Source organism: Sulfurimonas denitrificans DSM 1251, from assembly GCF_000012965.1.
Taxonomy (GTDB): Bacteria; Campylobacterota; Campylobacteria; order Campylobacterales; family Sulfurimonadaceae; genus Sulfurimonas; species Sulfurimonas denitrificans.
On record NC_007575.1, the window covers coordinates 1,442,915 to 1,462,244 of the forward strand.

At 32.6% G+C, this 19,330-nt stretch carries 21 protein-coding genes; 18 read left to right on the forward strand and 3 right to left on the reverse strand.

All coding sequences use genetic code 11. The features are described 5' to 3' along the window. Window positions 1–40: 40 nt before the first annotated feature. The 17 genes from SUDEN_RS07180 (at window position 41) to SUDEN_RS07260 (ending at window position 16,468) form a co-directional block, all read left to right on the forward strand. Window positions 41–421 carry a flagellar protein FlaG gene (locus tag SUDEN_RS07180; RefSeq protein WP_011373001.1) on the forward strand — a complete coding sequence of 127 codons (381 nt, stop codon included), beginning with the start codon at window positions 41–43 and terminating at the stop codon, window positions 419–421. Between the two features lie 136 nt (window positions 422–557). Next, window positions 558–1,772 carry an argininosuccinate synthase gene (locus SUDEN_RS07185; RefSeq protein WP_011373002.1) on the forward strand — a complete coding sequence of 405 codons (1,215 nt, stop codon included), beginning with the start codon at window positions 558–560 and terminating at the stop codon, window positions 1,770–1,772. Between the two features lie 18 nt (window positions 1,773–1,790). Continuing rightward, complete coding sequence (locus tag SUDEN_RS07190) at window positions 1,791–2,528, forward strand: ferredoxin-thioredoxin reductase catalytic domain-containing protein (protein ID WP_011373003.1); 738 nt, start codon at window positions 1,791–1,793, stop codon at window positions 2,526–2,528. Between the two features lie 11 nt (window positions 2,529–2,539). Next, window positions 2,540–2,986, forward strand: a complete 447-nt coding sequence (rplI, locus tag SUDEN_RS07195; protein WP_011373004.1) for a 50S ribosomal protein L9 — start codon at window positions 2,540–2,542, stop codon at window positions 2,984–2,986. Next, complete coding sequence (hslV, locus tag SUDEN_RS07200; RefSeq protein ID WP_011373005.1) at window positions 2,986–3,531, forward strand: ATP-dependent protease subunit HslV; 546 nt, start codon at window positions 2,986–2,988, stop codon at window positions 3,529–3,531. The genes rplI and hslV overlap by 1 nt, the downstream gene beginning before the upstream one ends. After that, entirely contained in the window at window positions 3,528–4,856 is a 1,329-nt protein-coding gene (gene hslU, locus SUDEN_RS07205; protein WP_011373006.1) for an HslU--HslV peptidase ATPase subunit, read from the forward strand. Before hslV ends, hslU begins: the two co-directional genes overlap by 4 nt. 9 nt (window positions 4,857–4,865) lie before the next feature. Next, the gene (era, locus tag SUDEN_RS07210; RefSeq protein WP_011373007.1) at window positions 4,866–5,768 is read left to right on the forward strand and encodes a GTPase Era; all 903 of its coding nucleotides are present in this window, start codon (window positions 4,866–4,868) and stop codon (window positions 5,766–5,768) included. Next, window positions 5,765–6,730 (forward strand): L,D-transpeptidase family protein, encoded by a 966-nt coding sequence (locus SUDEN_RS07215; RefSeq protein WP_011373008.1) that lies wholly within the window; start codon window positions 5,765–5,767, stop codon window positions 6,728–6,730. Before era ends, SUDEN_RS07215 begins: the two co-directional genes overlap by 4 nt. 12 nt (window positions 6,731–6,742) lie before the next feature. Further along, window positions 6,743–8,038 carry a M99 family carboxypeptidase catalytic domain-containing protein gene (locus SUDEN_RS07220; protein ID WP_011373009.1) on the forward strand — a complete coding sequence of 432 codons (1,296 nt, stop codon included), beginning with the start codon at window positions 6,743–6,745 and terminating at the stop codon, window positions 8,036–8,038. An 11-nt stretch (window positions 8,039–8,049) separates the two neighbouring features. After that, window positions 8,050–9,603 carry a hypothetical protein gene (locus tag SUDEN_RS07225; RefSeq protein WP_011373010.1) on the forward strand — a complete coding sequence of 518 codons (1,554 nt, stop codon included), beginning with the start codon at window positions 8,050–8,052 and terminating at the stop codon, window positions 9,601–9,603. Next, the gene (locus SUDEN_RS07230; RefSeq protein WP_011373011.1) at window positions 9,600–10,241 is read left to right on the forward strand and encodes a hypothetical protein; all 642 of its coding nucleotides are present in this window, start codon (window positions 9,600–9,602) and stop codon (window positions 10,239–10,241) included. Before SUDEN_RS07225 ends, SUDEN_RS07230 begins: the two co-directional genes overlap by 4 nt. Further along, entirely contained in the window at window positions 10,238–10,693 is a 456-nt protein-coding gene (locus SUDEN_RS07235) for a hypothetical protein (protein WP_011373012.1), read from the forward strand. Before SUDEN_RS07230 ends, SUDEN_RS07235 begins: the two co-directional genes overlap by 4 nt. A gap of 10 nt (window positions 10,694–10,703) precedes the next feature. After that, entirely contained in the window at window positions 10,704–12,395 is a 1,692-nt protein-coding gene (gene mshL, locus SUDEN_RS07240; protein ID WP_011373013.1) for a pilus (MSHA type) biogenesis protein MshL, read from the forward strand. Next, the gene (locus SUDEN_RS07245; protein WP_011373014.1) at window positions 12,392–13,168 is read left to right on the forward strand and encodes a tetratricopeptide repeat protein; all 777 of its coding nucleotides are present in this window, start codon (window positions 12,392–12,394) and stop codon (window positions 13,166–13,168) included. The genes mshL and SUDEN_RS07245 overlap by 4 nt, the downstream gene beginning before the upstream one ends. Next, on the forward strand, window positions 13,165–13,482 hold the full coding sequence (locus SUDEN_RS07250) for a hypothetical protein (protein ID WP_011373015.1): 318 nt from the start codon (window positions 13,165–13,167) through the stop codon (window positions 13,480–13,482). Before SUDEN_RS07245 ends, SUDEN_RS07250 begins: the two co-directional genes overlap by 4 nt. A gap of 8 nt (window positions 13,483–13,490) precedes the next feature. Further along, window positions 13,491–15,224 (forward strand): GspE/PulE family protein, encoded by a 1,734-nt coding sequence (locus SUDEN_RS07255; RefSeq protein WP_011373016.1) that lies wholly within the window; start codon window positions 13,491–13,493, stop codon window positions 15,222–15,224. Next, entirely contained in the window at window positions 15,224–16,468 is a 1,245-nt protein-coding gene (locus SUDEN_RS07260) for a type II secretion system F family protein (RefSeq protein WP_011373017.1), read from the forward strand. The genes SUDEN_RS07255 and SUDEN_RS07260 overlap by 1 nt, the downstream gene beginning before the upstream one ends. A gap of 27 nt (window positions 16,469–16,495) precedes the next feature. Here SUDEN_RS07260 and SUDEN_RS07265 read toward each other — a convergent pair whose 3' ends face one another. Continuing rightward, window positions 16,496–17,206, reverse strand: coding sequence for a YebC/PmpR family DNA-binding transcriptional regulator (locus tag SUDEN_RS07265; RefSeq protein WP_011373018.1), 711 nt, complete (start codon window positions 17,204–17,206; stop codon window positions 16,496–16,498). Between the two features lie 97 nt (window positions 17,207–17,303). Here SUDEN_RS07265 and SUDEN_RS07270 point away from each other — a divergent pair, with 97 nt between their 5' ends. Then, a complete protein-coding gene (locus SUDEN_RS07270) occupies window positions 17,304–17,795 on the forward strand; it encodes a hypothetical protein (protein ID WP_011373019.1) in 492 nt (163 codons plus the stop codon). Here the strand turns inward: SUDEN_RS07270 and SUDEN_RS07275 are convergent. After that, on the reverse strand, window positions 17,785–18,543 hold the full coding sequence (locus SUDEN_RS07275) for a tRNA 2-thiocytidine biosynthesis TtcA family protein (RefSeq protein ID WP_041672534.1): 759 nt from the start codon (window positions 18,541–18,543) through the stop codon (window positions 17,785–17,787). The two genes, SUDEN_RS07270 and SUDEN_RS07275, sit on opposite strands and share 11 nt — an antisense overlap. A gap of 63 nt (window positions 18,544–18,606) precedes the next feature. Then, window positions 18,607–19,320: a 5'-methylthioadenosine/adenosylhomocysteine nucleosidase gene (locus SUDEN_RS07280; protein ID WP_011373021.1), complete on the reverse strand. Its 714-nt coding sequence runs from the start codon at window positions 19,318–19,320 to the stop codon at window positions 18,607–18,609. Window positions 19,321–19,330 lie beyond the last annotated feature (10 nt).

The window sequence follows — 19,330 nt, forward strand, 5'->3', positions numbered from 1 at the left end:
ATTTGGAGTCTAGTAATGTTATAAAAATAAGGAGTAAGTCATGGATGGCATAGCAAATGTTGCAAAACAACAACAAACTCAAATGAGATCTGCTCAAGAGCAGACTCATCTACAGCAGACGCAAGTTCAACAACCAAAGCAAGTTGATTTGGTTAAAGAGATGCAAAAAGAGAGCACGGATGCTCCAAAAAAGATAGATTCTAAAGAGCAAGTTCAAGATTTAGTAAATCAACTAAACAAAGCACTTGCTCCAATGAATACGAATATTAAATTTGGTGTTGATCAACAAGATATATTTTACGTTTCAGTTATAGAGTCTGAAACAAGCAAGATGATAAGAAGATTCCCAGCTGAGCAAGCGGCAGATTTTTTACCAAAGATGCGCGAAGTTACTGGAATTCTCTTTGATTCAAAAGGGTAGTCAAAAACCCTTTTGAATCAGCTTTAATCTCTGCTTCTAATTTTTATCTACACTCTTTATCTTATTTTGCTAACCCTTGTTTAATATCTTTTGTAGTAAAATCGCGCCAATTATTTTGCTTATAAGGGTTTTTACTATGAAAAGAGAAGTTAAAAAAGTAGTTTTGGCATATTCTGGCGGACTTGATACTAGTGTTATTTTAAAATGGCTTCAAGATGAGTATAAGTGCGAAGTTGTTACTTTTACTGCTGATATCGGTCAAGGCGAAGAGGTTGAACCAGCTCGTGCTAAAGCATTAGCCTTAGGAATAAAACCTGAAAATATTTTTATTGATGACTTAAGAGAAGAGTTTGTAAAAGATTATGTTTTCCCTATGTTTAGAGCAAATGCTATTTATGAGGGCGAATATCTTCTTGGAACTTCAATAGCAAGACCACTCATCGCAAAAAGACAAGTTGAAATCGCTCACTTAACTAATGCAGATGGAGTGAGCCATGGCGCAACAGGAAAAGGGAACGATCAAGTTAGATTTGAGATGGGTTACTTGAGCAAAGACTCAACTCTTACTGTTATCGCTCCATGGAGAGAATGGGATTTAAACTCAAGAGAAAAACTTTTAGCTTATGCTGAAGAGCATGGCATACAAATAGAGAAAAAAGGTAAAAAATCTCCTTACTCTATGGATGCAAATCTACTACATATATCATACGAAGGTGGAATTTTAGAAGATCCTAACGCGGAGCCAGAAGATAGCATGTGGTTATGGACTACAAAACCTGAAGATGCCCCAAACACCCCAGAATACATCACAATAGGCTATGAAAATGGAGACCCTGTCTCTTTAAACGGCGAAAAATTAACTCCTGCAACTATGTTAGAAACACTCAATAAAATAGCTGGCAAACATGGTATTGGGCGTGCAGATATTGTAGAGAACAGATATGTTGGTATGAAAAGCCGTGGATGTTATGAAACACCAGGTGGAACTATCATGTTAAAAGGACACCGCGCAATTGAGTCTATCACATTAGACCGCGAAGAAGCTCACTTAAAAGATGAATTAATGCCTCGTTATGCAAAACTCATCTATAACGGTTTTTGGTTCTCACCTGAGCGTGAAATGCTTCAAGCAGCAATCGATACAACACAAAAAAATGTAAAAGGTAGTGTAAAACTAAAACTATACAAAGGTTCTGTAATGGTTGTTGGACGCTCTTCTGAGTTTTCACTATTTAATCCAGAATATTGTACATTTGAAGAAGATGCGGTATATGACCAAAAAGATGCAGCAGGGTTTATCAAACTTAATGCGCTAAGATTTATTATTGCTGGCAAAGCAAGAAAAAAATAGAACCCGCAGGAGATAAACATGAGTATTATAAAAATAGATATGAATTCACCTGAATTTCAAGAAGAGTTACAAAAAACTATAAAATTTACAGATAAAGTAAATCACCAATTTGGTTGGGTTTACAATCCTCAAGAAGAGGTAAACGAAGGCGTACAAATGGGTCTTGCTAGAAACAAGATGATGTATGGTAAGCGCTTTTGTCCATGTTTTATGGTTGAAGTTGTAGATGAAAAACCAAGAAGCGTAGATGATAGAATCTGTCCATGTAAACCAGCAATTGAACAAGAGATTCCAGAAGATGGTGTTTGTCACTGTGGAATCTACTGTACACCTGAGTACGCTGCGAATAAAAGAGCTGAAATGGGCATGGAAGAAGCAGTTCATACGCACTCTCGTGGCTTAACTAAAGAAGAAGCAACCCTTTTACTAAATCAAAGAGAGCTAGATGGTGATGAAGTAGTCTCCCTTCTTGAAGCAAGAGAACTTGGCATGGTAACTTTCACGCTTGTTGATGTTCGTGAGCACATGGAGTGGCAGATGGGTCATATTAAAGGTGCAAATAAACTTGTTCCAACAAGTAGTTTTTTTGCTGCACTTGATGACGCTAAGCTAAATAAAGAAGAAAATATAATTCTCTACTGTCATGTAGGAAGCAGAAGTGCTCACTGTGCTAGAATTTTAAGTGATATGGGATACACAAAAATAGGAAATTTAACTTATGGAATCGTATCTTATGGCGGCGAAATAGAGAGATAAGGAAAAAAACAATGAAAATACTTTTAATAAAAGATGTAAAAACACTTGGAAAAGCAGGTGAAGTTAAAGAGGTAAAAGATGGCTATGGTCAAAACTTTTTAATAGCAAAAGGTTTTGCAAAACATGCAACAGCTGAGATTTTAGCACAACACAAAGAAGATGAGAGAATTGCAGCAGAAAACTTAGCTAAGGAGATAGTGTCTCTTAAAGATTTAGCTACAAAGCTTGATAAAGCAGAGATTGTTATCACTAAAAAACTAGGACAAAATGGACATCTATTTGGCTCAATTACAAAAGATGAAGTTGCTCATGCTCTCTTAGAGCAGCACAATGTAGAAATTGATAAAAAGCATATTACAGATAAATTATCTATTAAAACTGCTGGTAAACATGACTTAGACTTAAGATTAGGTCACGGTATTCACGCTACATTACATGTGGATGTTGTAGGCGAATAATGTTTGACGCTACTACCATACTTGCATACAAAGGTAAAAATAGAGCTGTAATAGGCGGTGACGGTCAAGTTACCTTTGGCAACAGCGTATTAAAAGGCAATGCTACAAAAATTCGTACTCTCTATAATGGCAAAATCTTAGCTGGTTTTGCAGGAAGCACTGCAGATGCTTTTAACCTTTTTGATATGTTTGAAGAGTTTTTAGAGGCAAAAAAAGGCGATATCTTAAAGTCTGTTGTTGAGTTTTCAAAAGCTTGGAGAAAAGATAAAGTTCTTCGCCGTCTTGAAGCTATGATGATAGTTTTAAATAGTGAACATATTTTCATACTTACAGGAAATGGCGATGTTGTAGAGCCTGAAGATGGGGAGATTGCTTCTATTGGGAGCGGCGGAAACTTTGCTATTTCAGCTGCACGAGCACTTAAAAAGCACTCTTCGCTTGATGAAGAAGCTCTAGTTAGAGAGAGCTTAAGCATAGCAGCCGATTTGTGTATATATACAAATCACAATATCAAAGTTCTTTCATTAGATGGAGAAAAGAAGTGAATTTAACGCCAAAAGAGATTGTTGAGTATCTAGATGAGTATGTAATATCTCAGCAAAATGCCAAAAAAACTATCGCTCTTGCTCTTAGAACTAGATATAGAAGAATGCAGCTAAGCCCTGAGCTTCAAAGCGATATAACACCAAAAAATATCCTTATGATAGGCTCAACTGGAGTTGGTAAAACAGAGATTTCAAGACGTTTGGCAAAGATGATGAAAGTTCCTTTTATCAAAGTTGAAGCTAGTAAATATACAGAAGTTGGCTTTGTTGGACGTGATGTTGAGTCTATGATTAGAGATTTGGTTGTTGCCTCTATTGCTATTGTTAAAGCAGAAAAAGAGGAAGAAAATAGAGAAAAAATTGACAACTATATTTTAAATAAAATAGTTGAGAAACTTCTTCCACCTCTTCCACTTGGTGCTAGTGAGAGTAAAAAAGATGACTATCAAAGGCTTCTGAGTGTTATGGAAGAGAGAGTTTTATCTGGAGAGATGGATGATAAAATCATACAACTTGAAGTTCAAAAGATACATGTAGAATTCAATGATACAAATCTTCCTCCAGAGATGGCAAAAGTACAAGAGTCATTTTCTCGTGTATTTTCTCAAATGAACAAAGAGGACAACAAAAAAGAGCTAAGCGTAAAAGATGCCAAAATCATCTTAAGAGATGAAGCGAGCGCAAAACTCATAGACTCAACTCATATAAATGTTGAAGCCCTAAGACGTGCTGAAAATGGTGGAATTATTTTTCTTGATGAGATAGATAAAATAGCTATAAGCGAAAAGTCTCAAGGTAGAAATGATCCAAGTAAAGAGGGAGTTCAAAGAGATTTGTTGCCTATCGTTGAGGGAAGTAGCGTTTCTACAAAATATGGAACAATAAATACAGACCATATTCTATTTATCGCAGCTGGTGCTTTTCATCTATGCAAACCAAGCGATTTGATTCCAGAACTTCAAGGAAGATTTCCTCTTAGAGTTGAGCTTGAATCTTTAAATGAAGAGACTCTGTACAAGATATTAACTCAAACAAAGAACTCTCTTCTAAGACAGTATGAAGCTCTTCTTAGCGTTGAGGGAATGAAGCTGACATTTGAAGATGAAGCTATAAAAGCCATCGCTAAATTAGCACATCGTGCAAATGAGATAGCCGAGGATATAGGAGCTAGAAGACTTCATACCGTTATAGAGAAAATCTTAGAAGATGTTAGCTTCAGTGCAAACGAGTATAAAGATAAAGAGTTTATAGTTACTTCAAAATTAGTACATGAAAAGTTAGACACAATAGTTGAGAATGACGATCTCTCTAGATATATCTTATAGGAAAAAAACATGGCAAATCACGCCTCAACTAAAGAAACCAAAGCTGGTTTTGTTTCACTAATAGGTCGTCCAAACGCAGGAAAGAGCACTTTAATGAACTCTCTTTTGGGTGAAAACATTGCCATGGTTAGCCAAAAGGCAAATGCAACAAGAAAAAGATCAAATGCAATAGTTATGCACAATGATACTCAAATTATCTTTGTTGATACGCCAGGGTTACATGAGAGAGAAAAAGTGTTAAATCAGTTTATGCTTGATGAAGCACTCAAAGCCATGGGGGATTGTGATTTAATAGTTTATCTAGCTCCAATTACCGATAGTATTGAAAACTATGAAAAATTTTTAAAACTTAACAACTCAAAAGTAAAACATATCATAGTCTTAAGCAAGATAGATCAAGTCTCACAAGATAAACTCTTTAAAAAAATATTGCAATACAATCAATTCTCAGATAACTTTGAAGCATTAATCCCAATGGCAATTCCAAAAAAAATTGGACATAAAGATTTGCTTGAGACTATCTCAAAAATGCTTCCTGCATCTCCGTTTCTTTTTGATCCAGAGGATTTGACAAGCGAATTAGTGCGTGATATATATGCTGGATTTATCAGAGAGGGAGTTTTTCAAAATGTAAGTGATGAAATCCCTTATGAGTCTGATGTATTAATAGAAAAAATATATGAAGAGAAAAATGTAGATAGAATCATTGCAACCATAATTGTAGAAAAAGAGTCTCAAAAGGGAATCATTATCGGCAGAGGCGGGGAAGGCATAAAAAGAATAGGCAAATACTCAAGAGAAAAGATAGAGATGCTAAGTGGGAAAAAAGCATACCTTGATTTACAAGTTGTTGTAAAAAAGGGTTGGAGTAAAGATAAATCATATTTACAAGAGATAGGTTACACATCATGAAACTACTACTACTTATACTACTGAGTTTAAATGTTTACGCTGTTGATATATTAACAAGCTACAGAAATAATGGTACTGCTGACATCGAGAAGCAGATGGATTTGGAGCTATCAACTGAGCAATATTGGAAAACTCAAATAAAAGATGGGGATATAAATTTTGGATTTATCGAATCGTATGAAAATATTCTTACATGTGATAAATCACTATCGTCTCTAAATTTATATTCACTTGATGAAAATCAGAATTTTAAATTTAAAAAAAAATATAGTGCATTTACTGGAAAAATGAAAGGTGATAAAATAAAAGAGGGAGATTTAAGAACTCCAACAGGAATATATCAAATCACTCAAAAACTCTCAAAAGAGACTAAACTAGACCCATTCTATGGACCATTTGCTTTTGTTACATCATATCCAAATGTTTACGACACATACAAAGGAAAAAATGGTTCTGGAATATGGATACATGGACTTCCAGCGGAAGATAGAGATGAGTTTACAAGGGGTTGTATTGCAATAAACAATTCAAGTATTGAGTGTTTAAATAAAAATATTGACATATCTAAAACACTTCTTATCATTAACGATTCTGAAGTTAAACAAAATGTTGCAAAAGAGAGTCTAGTCTCTATACTAGCACAATTATATGCTTGGAGACATGCATGGCTATACGATGATATAAAAAATTATTTAAGTTTTTACTCTCCTAACTTTGTTAGGTTTGATGGAATGGATATCGAAAAATTCAGAAGTTATAAAACAAGAGTTTTTCAAAAAAATGAGAAAAAAACTATTATTTTCAACAATATAAACGTTCTTCCTTACCCAAACAGCCCCAATATTTATGAAATAACATTTCAAGAGCACTATAAATCTGCTAGTTTTGAGTTCAATGGAGACAAAACTTTAGTAATTGAACTCGATGAAAACAAAAAAATGAAAATATTAACAGAAAAATAAAAGAGTATATTTATGAAAAATATTTCACTAAAGCTCTCTTTATTTTTAATTCTTCTCTCTCCTCTCTTTGGAGAGATTCAACTAATTAAAAAAGAAAACAGCGATTCAAACACAACTCTTCTAGTCATTGGTGGGATACACGGCGATGAACCTGGTGGATATTTCGCCGCATCACTTTTAACAACACACTACAAAATAAATTCAAATAACTTATGGGTTGTTCCAAACCTAAACAAAGATAGTATCATCAAGGATAACAGAGGCATAAATGGAGATATGAATAGAAAATTCTCTATAATAGAACAACATGACAAAGATATGCAAACCGTAGAGGATATAAAAGAGATAATTTTACAAAACAAAGTCTCTTTGGTTTTAAACCTTCATGATGGAAATGGATTTTATAGAAAAACAAACAAAGGAAATATATTTAATCCAAATGCGTGGGGTCAAACATGTGTTATTGATCAATGCAGTCTAAATATTGATCAGCCCTTTGGCAATTTAAATAAAATTGCTCTTGATATAAAAGAGGCAATTAATAAAAAACTCATTGAAGAGCACCACACTTTTGATGTAAAAAATACAAATACTAAGTTTGAAGATGAAGCGATGAAGCTCTCTCTTACATATTTTGCAGTTACAAATAACAAGCCAGCTTTTGCGATAGAGAGTAGTAAAAATCTACCTTCGCTATCTCAAAAAGTTTTTTATCATCTCTTAGCAATAGAAGAATTTATGAATATTATGAATATCTCTTTTAAAAGAGAGTTTGAGCTAAACGAAAAAAATATAGATGAGATCCTAAAAGATAATGGTACTTTGAGTATAAATAACAATATTTCAATAAATTTAACAAATATAAAAAAAACTTTAAGCTTTATTCCGATAAAATCAGAAAATAACAAGTTTAAATTTTCAAACACATTAGGCAACATTGTGAAAGAAGGTCAAAATTTTGTTGTTTATATAGGCAATAAGATGATAACTACTCTTTCTCCACAATATTTTAAAATTGGAGATTCTTGTAAAGAAGAGTTTGAGGCAGTTGTTGATGGCGAGAGAATCTCTTTAAAAAGTGTTTCAAATATTTTTGTTAATGACAATTTTAAAATTATTAAAGACGATGAATATCGTGTTAATATTATTGGCTACAAAGCAGTTGGCCAGATTGATGAGAGTGATATAAATGTTTCGCTTAAAGATTTTGACAAAAGATTCTCAATAGATGCTGATGAAAAAGTTTATAGAATTGAGTTTTATAAAAACAGTGAATTTTGTTCTATGTCAGAGGTTCATTTTAGATAGGATTATTCAAAATGGGTAAAAAAGAATACCCATCCTTTTGCAGCGTACTCTCAATTAATCCTTATAAAAACAGTTACATTTTAAATATTGAAAATAAGTTAAATTCAATAACCTCCACATCGTACACTAAAGAGCAATATGTAATCTCTTACCTTAATATAAATAAATTTATCAATACTCATATAGAAATTAGCAAAAACATACCTCAAGAGCATCTATATGATGCTATCTACAATAAAGCGTATGATGAACTTGGTCTCGATCAAACAACTATGTACCAAATAGAGTATATTGAGATTTTTAATAAATTGGACGAAAATCATAGAAATTTTCATATATTTATAATTGACCCTTTAACGGTTGAACATCTTTTTAAAAGTGCAGTTGAGACAATTAAATATATTGATTATATTACTCCCTCTCCTCTTTTAATTAAAGCTCTATATTCCAAAAACTTGATAGAAAAGAGTGGTCTGCACTGTTTTATCTATTTTCAAGAAAATGAGACCTTTATAGCAATATATAATGAGAAAGAGTTTCTCTATACAAAGTCTATAAACTACTCATTTATAGAGATGCATGAGAGATTTTGTCAATTATATGGTGAGATGGTTGAATATGAAGATTTTATATATTTTCTGTCTTATGAAGATTTAAAAACTACTCAGAGTATCTATAAAACATCTATTATAAAGCTATATAAAGAAGTTTTCGCAAACATAAACGATATTTTGACTTATGTAAAAAGAGCTTTGAATTTAGGAAAGTTTGAGACTCTATATGTAGATACTCAACTTCCCTCTATTACAAAAATAGATGAGATGGCAGAAGCTGAACTTGGAATTAAGTGCTCTAATTTTAATTTTAACTATGGATTTATAAACCACGATGCTCATACAGATCATATCCATGCATTAATGCATATCTATTCAACTCTCTTGGAGGAGGATAGATACAAGTGTAATTTTACTATATATCATCGTCCTGCAAAATTTATGCAAAGATATAGCGGTCGCACTATACTACTCTTTGTTGCAACACTAACTCTTGCCTTTTTGTATCCTGTTTCATACTGGACACTAACATATACTAAGTCACTCCAATACAAGCTACTTGAAGAAGAATACACAAATTTACATAATTTAAAAACGACAAGAGAGGCACTTATAAAGAGTAAAGAAGAGGGGAAAGATAAAGTTTTTAAACTTGTAAATGATGAAAAAGAGGAGTATCTAAATAGGAAAAATACTCTTGTAAAAATTCATGATGTTAAAGTGAGCTATCCGATGAAAGCTGATTTATTGCAGATTTTCACAAAAGACTTTAACAAATTTAGCCTCAACCTAGAGAGCATTTTTTATACTGAAGTACAAAAGAGCCAAGAGGTGGAAGCTTCCAAAGAGTTCAAATTTGGCTTAGTCTCTGTGAATGATAAAAAGATAACTGATTTAATCAAATACTTAACAAAAATATATGGCGAGAAATTTCACTTCTCTTTAACAGAAATAGTATATGACTCAGAAGAGAAGTTATACTTTGGCGAATTAAAAGTGAATTTAATATGAATTTTAAATTAATGATTGAGGAGAGCTTAGAGAGAGTGGACTTCTTTTTTAAGCAAAAATCCCAAAAAGATATCTACATGGTGTATATTATGATAATTGTTGTTCTTTTTGCTTTAGCTTACCCATTTTATGAGAGCTCAGTCAATGAATTTAAAAGTGTTAAAGATAAAGTAGCTCAAGTAACATCAAAAATAGCTGCTGATAATAGTTATCTTAGCGTAAATAGAGAGGAGGTACTCTTTAAACTGAGCGAAGAGATTGCTACTCTTGATAAAGAACTGATTATTTTAAAAAATCAAAACAGTTATATAAAAGAGAAAATAGAGGCTATCTCATCACTCATATATCATGAGGAGACTTGGGGTGAGTATTTAAACTCTATCTCTATTCATGCTAAAAATCATAATATTATGATTGTCAATTTTTTAAACACATATTCGCTCTATAATAGAGCCTCTTTTGGACATGTTCTTGATATCTCCCTTAATGTTACTGGTGATTATTTAAATATCATAAAATTTATAAATTCACTAGAGCAGAGTGAATTAGTAGTTGATATTTATGACTTAGATATCAAGGCTCAAAATAGACTCAACACAAAAATTAATCTCTCGGTTTGGGGGATTACTCACCAATGAAAATAACATTAATCATACTGCTTGCATTTCTGCTATCAAAGAGTCTCTTTGCCTCTGAACTAGGCTGGATTGATGAGCAAATAGAAACTATTAAGCTACCAAGAAAAGGTGTGGTTGCTTCAGATGCAATAAGCCCTTTTGTATTTTTAAAGAAAAACAGCTCAAAAGAGCAAGATAGTAAAAATAGCACTATATTATCACTTCAAAAAGCAGACATTACTGGCATAGAAAAACCAAAAAAAGAGATTATTGACGCTTCTAGTTTTGATTTGAGTGCGATTATAAACTCTTCAGCCATGATTAATGGCAATTGGCACAAGATAAACGATGTTTTAAAGGGCTATACACTCTTTGAAATAGACAAAGATAGTGTAATTTTAAAACAAGGCGACAACCTTATTCTCTTATCAACAGCAACAAAAAAAGAGGCTTTAAAATTCAAAAATAATTAGGAGAGATATTATGAAACCCGTAAAAACAGCAATCTATTCTACACTTCTAACACTCCTCATCTCAAGCAGTGTTTATGCAGCAGATTGTTCTTATGAACTCTTTAGCATCAACTCCAAAAAAAACACTAAAATAATTGACTTCGTTGAACAGCTTAGCGACGAGTGTAATTTCAGCATTATAGTCACTGATCCAAATACACAAAATTTTTTGAATACAAATTTAAACAAAACAAACTTAAACAACCTTACAATAGATGAAGTCTTAAATATTGTTTTAAAAGAGAATAATCTAACATATACTCTTCAAAATAATCTACTAAGAATCTCATATCTTCAAACTAAGATGTTTGATATTGACTATATTCTCTCAGAGAGAGAAAGCTCATCTAAAACAGATATTACTCTCTCTTCAGATGGAGCAACAATCTATTCTAAAAAAGGGTCAAGGTCTTCGACTATTCAAAAATCAGAGACAGAGGAGATAAACACTAGCGGTAGCTCTGCTGGTAAATCTGGAATGAATGTAAATAGCTCTGATAAAGTTTTATTCTGGCACGAACTAGATATTGAGTTTCAACATGTATTAAATAGACCTCAAGATATTTATATTGCACAACCTCCTATTATAAATAAAAATGCTGGAATTATAACTGTTACAGCCACTCTAAAACAGATGCAAAGGTTTGAAGAGTATCTAAAAAAACTTCAAGATAAAGTTCAGCTTCAAGTTCTTATAGATGTTCAACTGCTCTCAGTTACTCTAAGTGATGGTAAAACTACTGGCGTTGATTGGAGTCAATTATATAATTTACAAAATATGAATTTAACTTTTAATAAAGCAAAAAGAACTAACGTACATGGCGCTACTTGGGATAGTGCTTATGAAGGAGACACTGTTGAAGGACTACTCTTAAGAGATAAAAGAGTTGAAGCGGCTCAAAGCAACATAGAAACTTACGGGCTAGAAGATTTGGCTGGGGTACGCACACCAGTTGATGCAACTTCAAAATTATTAACTATTAGCAGTAACTTTACTATCAACAATATTATCAAATTTCTTAAAACTCAAGGTGATGTATCTTCTATATCAAACCCTAAAGTTTTAACGCTAAACAATCAGCCAGCACTAATCACAGCAGGAACAGAATATTTTTATAAAATTATATCAGATTCACTCTCAACAGCTGGAACAGGTGGTTCAGTGACGACACAAAATCAAGATTTACAATCAGTGTTTGCAGGAGTCCTTCTAGATATCACGCCAGAAATCTCAGATGATAATATGATAACACTAAAAATCAACCCTTCTCTATCAGAAACTACAACTGATATATCAATAACTCCTGGAGTAGAGAGAACAATGCCTCCAGACCTCCGTCGCCGCCAGCTCTCATCTGTTGTGACGCTCAGGGATGGAGAGCGAATTATCTTAGGTGGATTAATTAACACAAGTAACAGCATAGATGTAAATAAAGTTCCTATTTTAGGTGATATTCCTATACTTAACTATCTTTTTAAATATGAAAACAGATTAAAAACAACCCAAGAGTTGGTTATAGTAATTGAACCTCATATTGTCACAAAGAGAAAAAATAATTTATCTCTATCAGAGCTTGGATACCAAACACTCTCAAGCGATCTCTTAAATAGTACAAAAAACGGACTTGATGCAACAACAAATGGCATAAGAGAGAATGATTGAAACCAAGTATCTATGAAAACTCTAAAAGTACTTCTTTAGATACACTTCATGTTAAGGATTATATCAAACTTGAGAGAATTTCAAATATTTATCAATCTTTACTAGAGTTCAAAACTAAAATAAATTCTTACTATCCGTATTTAATTATCATACTAATATCTACTATTTTCTCTCAAAATCTAGAACTTAAAGCTGAAAATATAAAACACGAAACACTAACAACTCCTAAATCTGAAAAAGCAGATGAGACTCTTTTAATGAGAGCAAATAATGGTGTGGCGATTATGGAACAAAACAGAGTGCTTCTTACTCCATCATTCAACTTCATAGATCAAATAAATTCAAAGAGTAATGTCGAACATCACGCAATTATAACTTCAAAAACAACCGAAATTAATATAGAAAACATAGAAAAAAATACTCTACATGTAGAAGAGGAAAAAAGTTTTATAAACATACAGAGAAAAGATGAACAGAGCGCTATTGAAGATGTTATAAAAAGATTTAACATAAGCCATAACCCAGAACTTAGCCTCTTTATTGCAAAAAAATATTATCATCTAGGCAATTATGAGCAAGCTTATAACTATGCTCTAATGACAAATAATATAAATAACAATATGCAATGGAGTTGGATTGTCTTCTCAAAATCACTTTTTAAACTAAATAAAAAAGAGTTGGCGGTGGAGACTCTTAAAAAATATATCTCTTACTCTAACTCATCGCAAGCAAAACAGCTCTTAGATGAAATCACTTCAGGAGAATTTAAATGAAGATTTTATTAATAATTTTAACTGTGGTTATCCTAAGTGCAGATATTAAACAAGAGATGCTCCATCTTTATCAAAATAAAAATTTTGAAGAGGTTTGTAATCTTGGCTTTAAAAACTTTAATGCTAACTCAAAAGAAGCGCGAACAAACGCAACTTACTTTTCAACAATACTTTTACAAAAAAAACTTCTCTATTATGCAATGATTGATGAGGAAAATAGCGCCTTGAAGTATAAACTCTATATTTTGATAGACAAGATTGTAATTAAAGAGTTTTATAACTCTAAGAGCATAAAAAAACATATTTATTGGTAGGGGATATTATGGACAGAATTACATCTGACTTAGTGGCAAATGGCTCTATTACCAAGAACCAAGTTGATAGATTAGTAGCTAAGGGTATTGATAGTAACTTAATTTTAAGAGACATCACCATATCTGGGTTTATGACAATGGATAGACTTATAGGATTTATCGTTGATAAAATTCAAGATGGAGAGTATCGTTTATCTATAGTAAATAACTATGATTATATTCAAGAAAAAGATGTTCTTATAAAATTAGCTCAAAATTTAAATCTTACATTTCTAGATTTAGACTCAATAGATATGGATTATAGAGTTGTTGAGAAGATTTCACTTACACAACTAAAAAAATATTATGCGTTTCCTATCTCTGAGGATGAACTAAGTATAACTGTAGCTTTTTGTGATCCACTAAATATAGAAGCAAAAGAGTCAGTGCAGAGACTCTTTGCAAAAAAACCTATAAAAATCACTGTTGCGACTAAAGAGCAGATTGATTCTTACCTTTTTAAAGCAGAGTTAAAAGATAGCATTAAAGAGCTTGTAAAAAAAATCAGTGACGAACTTAACTCTATTAGTTCATTAGATGAGCAGCAAAAGTCTTCATCTATACTTCTATTAATTGATGTTATCTTAAGCACATGTATAAAAGATCGCTCTAGTGACGTGCATATTGAGCCGACAGAAAAAAACTGTGTTATAAGAACACGCATTGATGGTAAATTAGTGGAGATATTTATTTTCGAAAAAGATATATTTCCACCTCTTGCTTCCAGACTTAAGCTCTTAGCAAATCTAGATATTGCAGAGAAAAGAAAACCTCAAGATGGACGCTTCTCTATAATGGTTGGTACAAGAGATTATGACTTTCGTATCTCAACACTACCGATTTTGTATGGTGAATCAATTGTTATGAGGGTTTTAGATAAACAAAAAGCTCTTGTAAGGCTTGAAGATGCTGGCATGGATTCTCTTAGTTATCAAAAATTTTTAAAATCACTACAAATTCCTTACGGACTCATACTTGTAACTGGTCCAACTGGAAGTGGAAAAACAACTACACTTTATGGTGCTTTAAATGAGCTTAGAAATATTGAAGATAAAATAATAACTGTTGAAGACCCAGTTGAATATAGGATGAACCTAATCCAACAAGTACAAGTAAACCCAAAAGTAGGTCTTACATTTGCAACAGCTCTTCGTTCTATTCTAAGACAAGATCCTAATAAGATAATGATTGGCGAAATTCGTGATTCAGAAACGTTAGAAATCGCTATAAAAGCTTCATTAACTGGTCACTTGGTATTATCAACCCTTCATACAAACAACTCAATAAGTGCAGTTACTCGCATGGTAGATATGGGTATTGCTCCCTATCTTATCAGTGGCTCTTTAGTAGCCATACAAGCGCAAAGGCTTGTTAGAAAAATCTGCCTTAATTGTAAAGTAGAAGATAAAGTTTCATCATCTGCCTTTGAAGAAGTAAAAAATTTAGCTCCAGCTCATAGCAAATTTTATATTGGCAAAGGGTGTAAAGAGTGTAGAGGGAGTGGGTATCTTGGGCGAGAGATGATTTGTGAAGTTTTAGTCATCAATGAGAAAATATCATCCCTAATCGCAAAAAACGCATCTGCACAACTCATACATGCTCAAGCTCTTGAAGATGGATTTATAGACCTACTTCAAAACGGTATTGACAAAGCTCTTTTTGGAATTACTACTTTAGAAGAAGTTTTAAGGGTGGCTAAATAATGAAATACTTTGTAACAACTATCCTAAATAAAGGTAAAAAAGAGCAGATTGGAATGTATGCTGAGGATAGAAAAGAGGTTAATGAGCTTGTAAAATTAAAACACTCTGGAATTATCTTAAAAATATCACAAGAGAGGGAACCTCTTGAAGCACAATTTAAAAGATTTAAAACAACTTTCTTAAGCAATATAAAAAAAAGAAAAATAGAACAAGATTCTCTAATCGCTTCTATAAGACAGCTAGCAGTTATGACAAATGCTGGTATTTCTATCTATGATTCACTTAATGAAATATCAAAATCAACAACAGATAAAACTCTAAAACTTGTATTTAAAAAATTATCAGAAGATATTAACTCTGGACATTCACTCTCAAAACCGATGAATAATTTTCGTTATGAATTAGGAAACCTTTGCATTGCCATGGTTCAACTTGGAGAAAAAACAGGTAAAATTGATGATGCACTCTTCTCTCTTGCAAATATGCTTGAAGATGTTCGTGCGAATATTATCAAGTTTAAAAAGGCTATGTCATACCCTAAAAATGTAATGATAGCCATGGCAGTTGCTTTTAGCATCTTAATATCTTATGTTGTTCCTAATTTTAAAAATATGTTTGAAAAGCTAAATACACAACTTCCCATTCCAACAAAAATTTTACTAAAACTAGAGTATCTATTTAATAATTATGGGCTCTATATATTGATTTTTTTATCTATATCATCTGTTATTTTTAAATATTTAATTAATAACAATTACAATATAAGATATGGTTGGCATAAAGTTTTACTAAAAATATATTTTATAAAAAACGTCATAATGTTTGCTACATTAAGTAGATTTACACTTATCTTATCAGAATTAATTCGTGCTGGCATTCCAATAACTCAAGCGCTTGAGACCTCAGTATCTATGGTAGAGAATCTCCCTCTAAAAAACAAGCTCGCTTCTGTAAGATTTGCTGTAGAGAAGGGTTCTTCTTTACATGTAGGTTTAGAAGATACAAAACTTTTTGAAAATATAATTATCCAAATGATAAGCGCTGCAGAGGATAGTGGCACATTAGATACCATGACAGGAAAAGTTGCGGAGTATTATAAGATGAGATTTGATGCAGTAATTAATGGTTTATCAGAATCAATTGAGCCAGTTATGCTCTTTTTCATAGCAAGCATGGTTCTCTTGCTTGCTCTTGGAATATTTCTACCGATGTGGGATATAGGAAATGTTGTTATGGGTAGATAGAGAATCCTGTATTTGCAAACACAGCTTCTATGCTATATTTGTAAATACTTTTTGAACATCTTCATCATCTTCTAGCTTATCTATTATTCTCTCAATATCTGCTTGCTGCTGCTCTGTGAGCGATATTGGAGAAGTTGCCATTCTTTCCAAATTTGCTTTTATAATCTCAATCTTCATATCTTCTAACGCACTATTAAGTGAGCCAAAGTTTTTGTAGTCAGTAGAGATGATTACTACGCCATCTTCCTCTTCTATCTCTTCTAATCCAGCATCAATCAACTCCAACTCTAACTCTTCAAGGTCCATATTATCTTTTAATGCAAATTCAAAAATTGCTTTTCTATCAAACATAAACTCCAATGAGCCTTTTGTAAGCATCTCTGCACCATGTTTTGTTAATATATTTTTTACATTTGCAACTGTTCTTGTATTATTATCAGTCATACACTCTATAAAAAATTGAGCTCCATGTGGAGCTTTTGCTTCAAAACTAACCTCTAACATACTTGCTGTATCTTTTGAAGTTGCTCTTTTAATGGCTGCTTCAATATTGTCTTTTGGCATATTTTCAGCTTTTGCATTAATGATTGCTGTTCTTAATCTAGCATTCATATCAGGGTCGCTTCCGCCCTCTTTTGCTGCCATTGTAATAATTTTTCCAAGTTTTGGAAACAATTTTGACATTGCTCCCCATCTTTTTAATTTCGATGCTTTTCTATACTCAAAAGCTCTTCCCATACGCTTTCCCCTGACTATTATATATGCTTTAATCTATTTAGACTGATTTTAAAATCAAAAATGTATAATAGCATAATACAATCCAGTAGGAATTTAAATGCTCTCAAATTTTAAGATTAAAAATCATTTTTTTAATGCTTTTCGTGAACTTTTTGTTCATCATCATGGCTCACTAGATTTTAGAGCAAAAATATTTGCACTTATTATTTTAGCAAATGATGAGATTAAACCAGACAACTATACCATTGTTAAAAATATAGGCATGAGTATATATAAAAATGATGAGGAGAGGGCAAATTTGCTTCTGCTCTCAACAAAAGAAGTTGTTTCAAGAGTTAAGGAGCATAATAGCTTAGACATAGACACACTAATTGCAAACATTCAAAAAGAGCTGAAATTAACACCTAGATACGCTAAGAAAATAGATGTGGATTCTCTTGAAGCACTATTAAATATTTCACACAATAGCGATACTCTTGCTTATCAAAAAAGTATGGTAGCGTTTTTAAAATCTATAAAAGAGGAGACGCTTTCTGAGAAAAAATCACAAATAGCGCAAGATGAAGAGAATATTGAATCTAAATATTAAATAAATCTTTATCAAAAAAACTCTCTTTTGAGATATTTTTAAATGAGGCATTTAAACTTTTGAAGAGAGTTGGGAACTCTTGTTCCATTTTTAAGAGCATATCTTTTGTACTAGCTCTTGCATGGGGCATTTTTATATCAAATCTCATTGATGGACATGCCTCATCACCAATCGTCTCTATATTATTTTCACGAACAAACGCCTCTAACTGGCGTTCTCTCATCTCAATAAGAGGACGAATAACAATCACTCCTCTATCTGCCTTATACTTTGGAGCAAGGCTTCTAAGCTGACCATTATAGATAAAGTTCATAAAAAAACTCTCAGCTGCATCATCCATATGGTGACCAAGTGCTACTTTATTACATCCATATTTTTGGGCTGCACTATAGAGTGAGCCTCTTCTCATTCTTGAGAAAAAACTGCAAAAAGATGAATTTTTTCTTATCTTATCCTCTGCAATATCATAAATATTTGTATCGTAAACCTCATAATCAATCTTATGTTCTTTACAGTGAGCTTTTAATTTCTCATAGTTTTCACCCATCCCATAAGAGATTGTAACTGCAATAAACTCAAATTTAAATGGGGCGCGGCGTTGCTGCTCTTTTAATGCATGTATAAGTGTAAGTGAATCTTTACCACCACTTAGACCAACTAAAATCTTATCGCCCTCTTCTATTAAGTTAAACAGAGCATTTGTCTTACCAAGTTTTGACATAATTTTTTTAGATATTATTATTGACATATTAAGCTCACTTTTTTTGAGCATGAACTCTATGCTTAGAGGAGTTTAGGATTAAGAGTTTGTTCATTTTATATCTTGTAATGGAAGAGCCACAAGCTCATCAACCATTTTCATAATAAACTCTGCACTCTCTTTTGCACTACTCTCTAAAAACTCATCAAAACTAAAACTAGCATCCATATCAGCAGCATCACTAATTGATCGAAGAATAAAAAAAGGAATATTTAGTGCGTTACAGACAACCCCAACACTTCCGCCTTCCATTTCAAGAGCATCTGCACCAAATGTTGTTCCTATCCAATTTTTTCGCTCCTCGTTTGCTACAAACTGATCTCCAGTTGCAATAATTCCCTCTTGAACGCTCTTACCCATCTCTAGGGCAACCTTTTTACTTAGTTCAATCATATCTTTATCAGCTTCAACAAACACAGATCCCTCAGGCACATAACCATAAGGATGCCCAAAAGCAGTGATATCTAAATCATGTTGAGACAGTTTTGTAGCAACTATAAGATCTCCAACTTTTAAATTAGTTGATATTGCTCCAGCAACTCCTGAAAAAAGTAACTTTGTAGCTCCAAAATGTTCTATCATTGTTGCTGCACTGAGCGCTGAGAAGACCTTTCCAATTTTACTATAAGCAATAACAAGTTCAACTCCTTGGTATGTTGCTTCATAGTACTTATTTCCTGCATAAGATGTACTCTTGTACGAACCTATTTTTTCTAATATCGGAGAAATTTCCTCAGGCATTGCGCCCATTATCGCTATTTTCATATTTATCCTT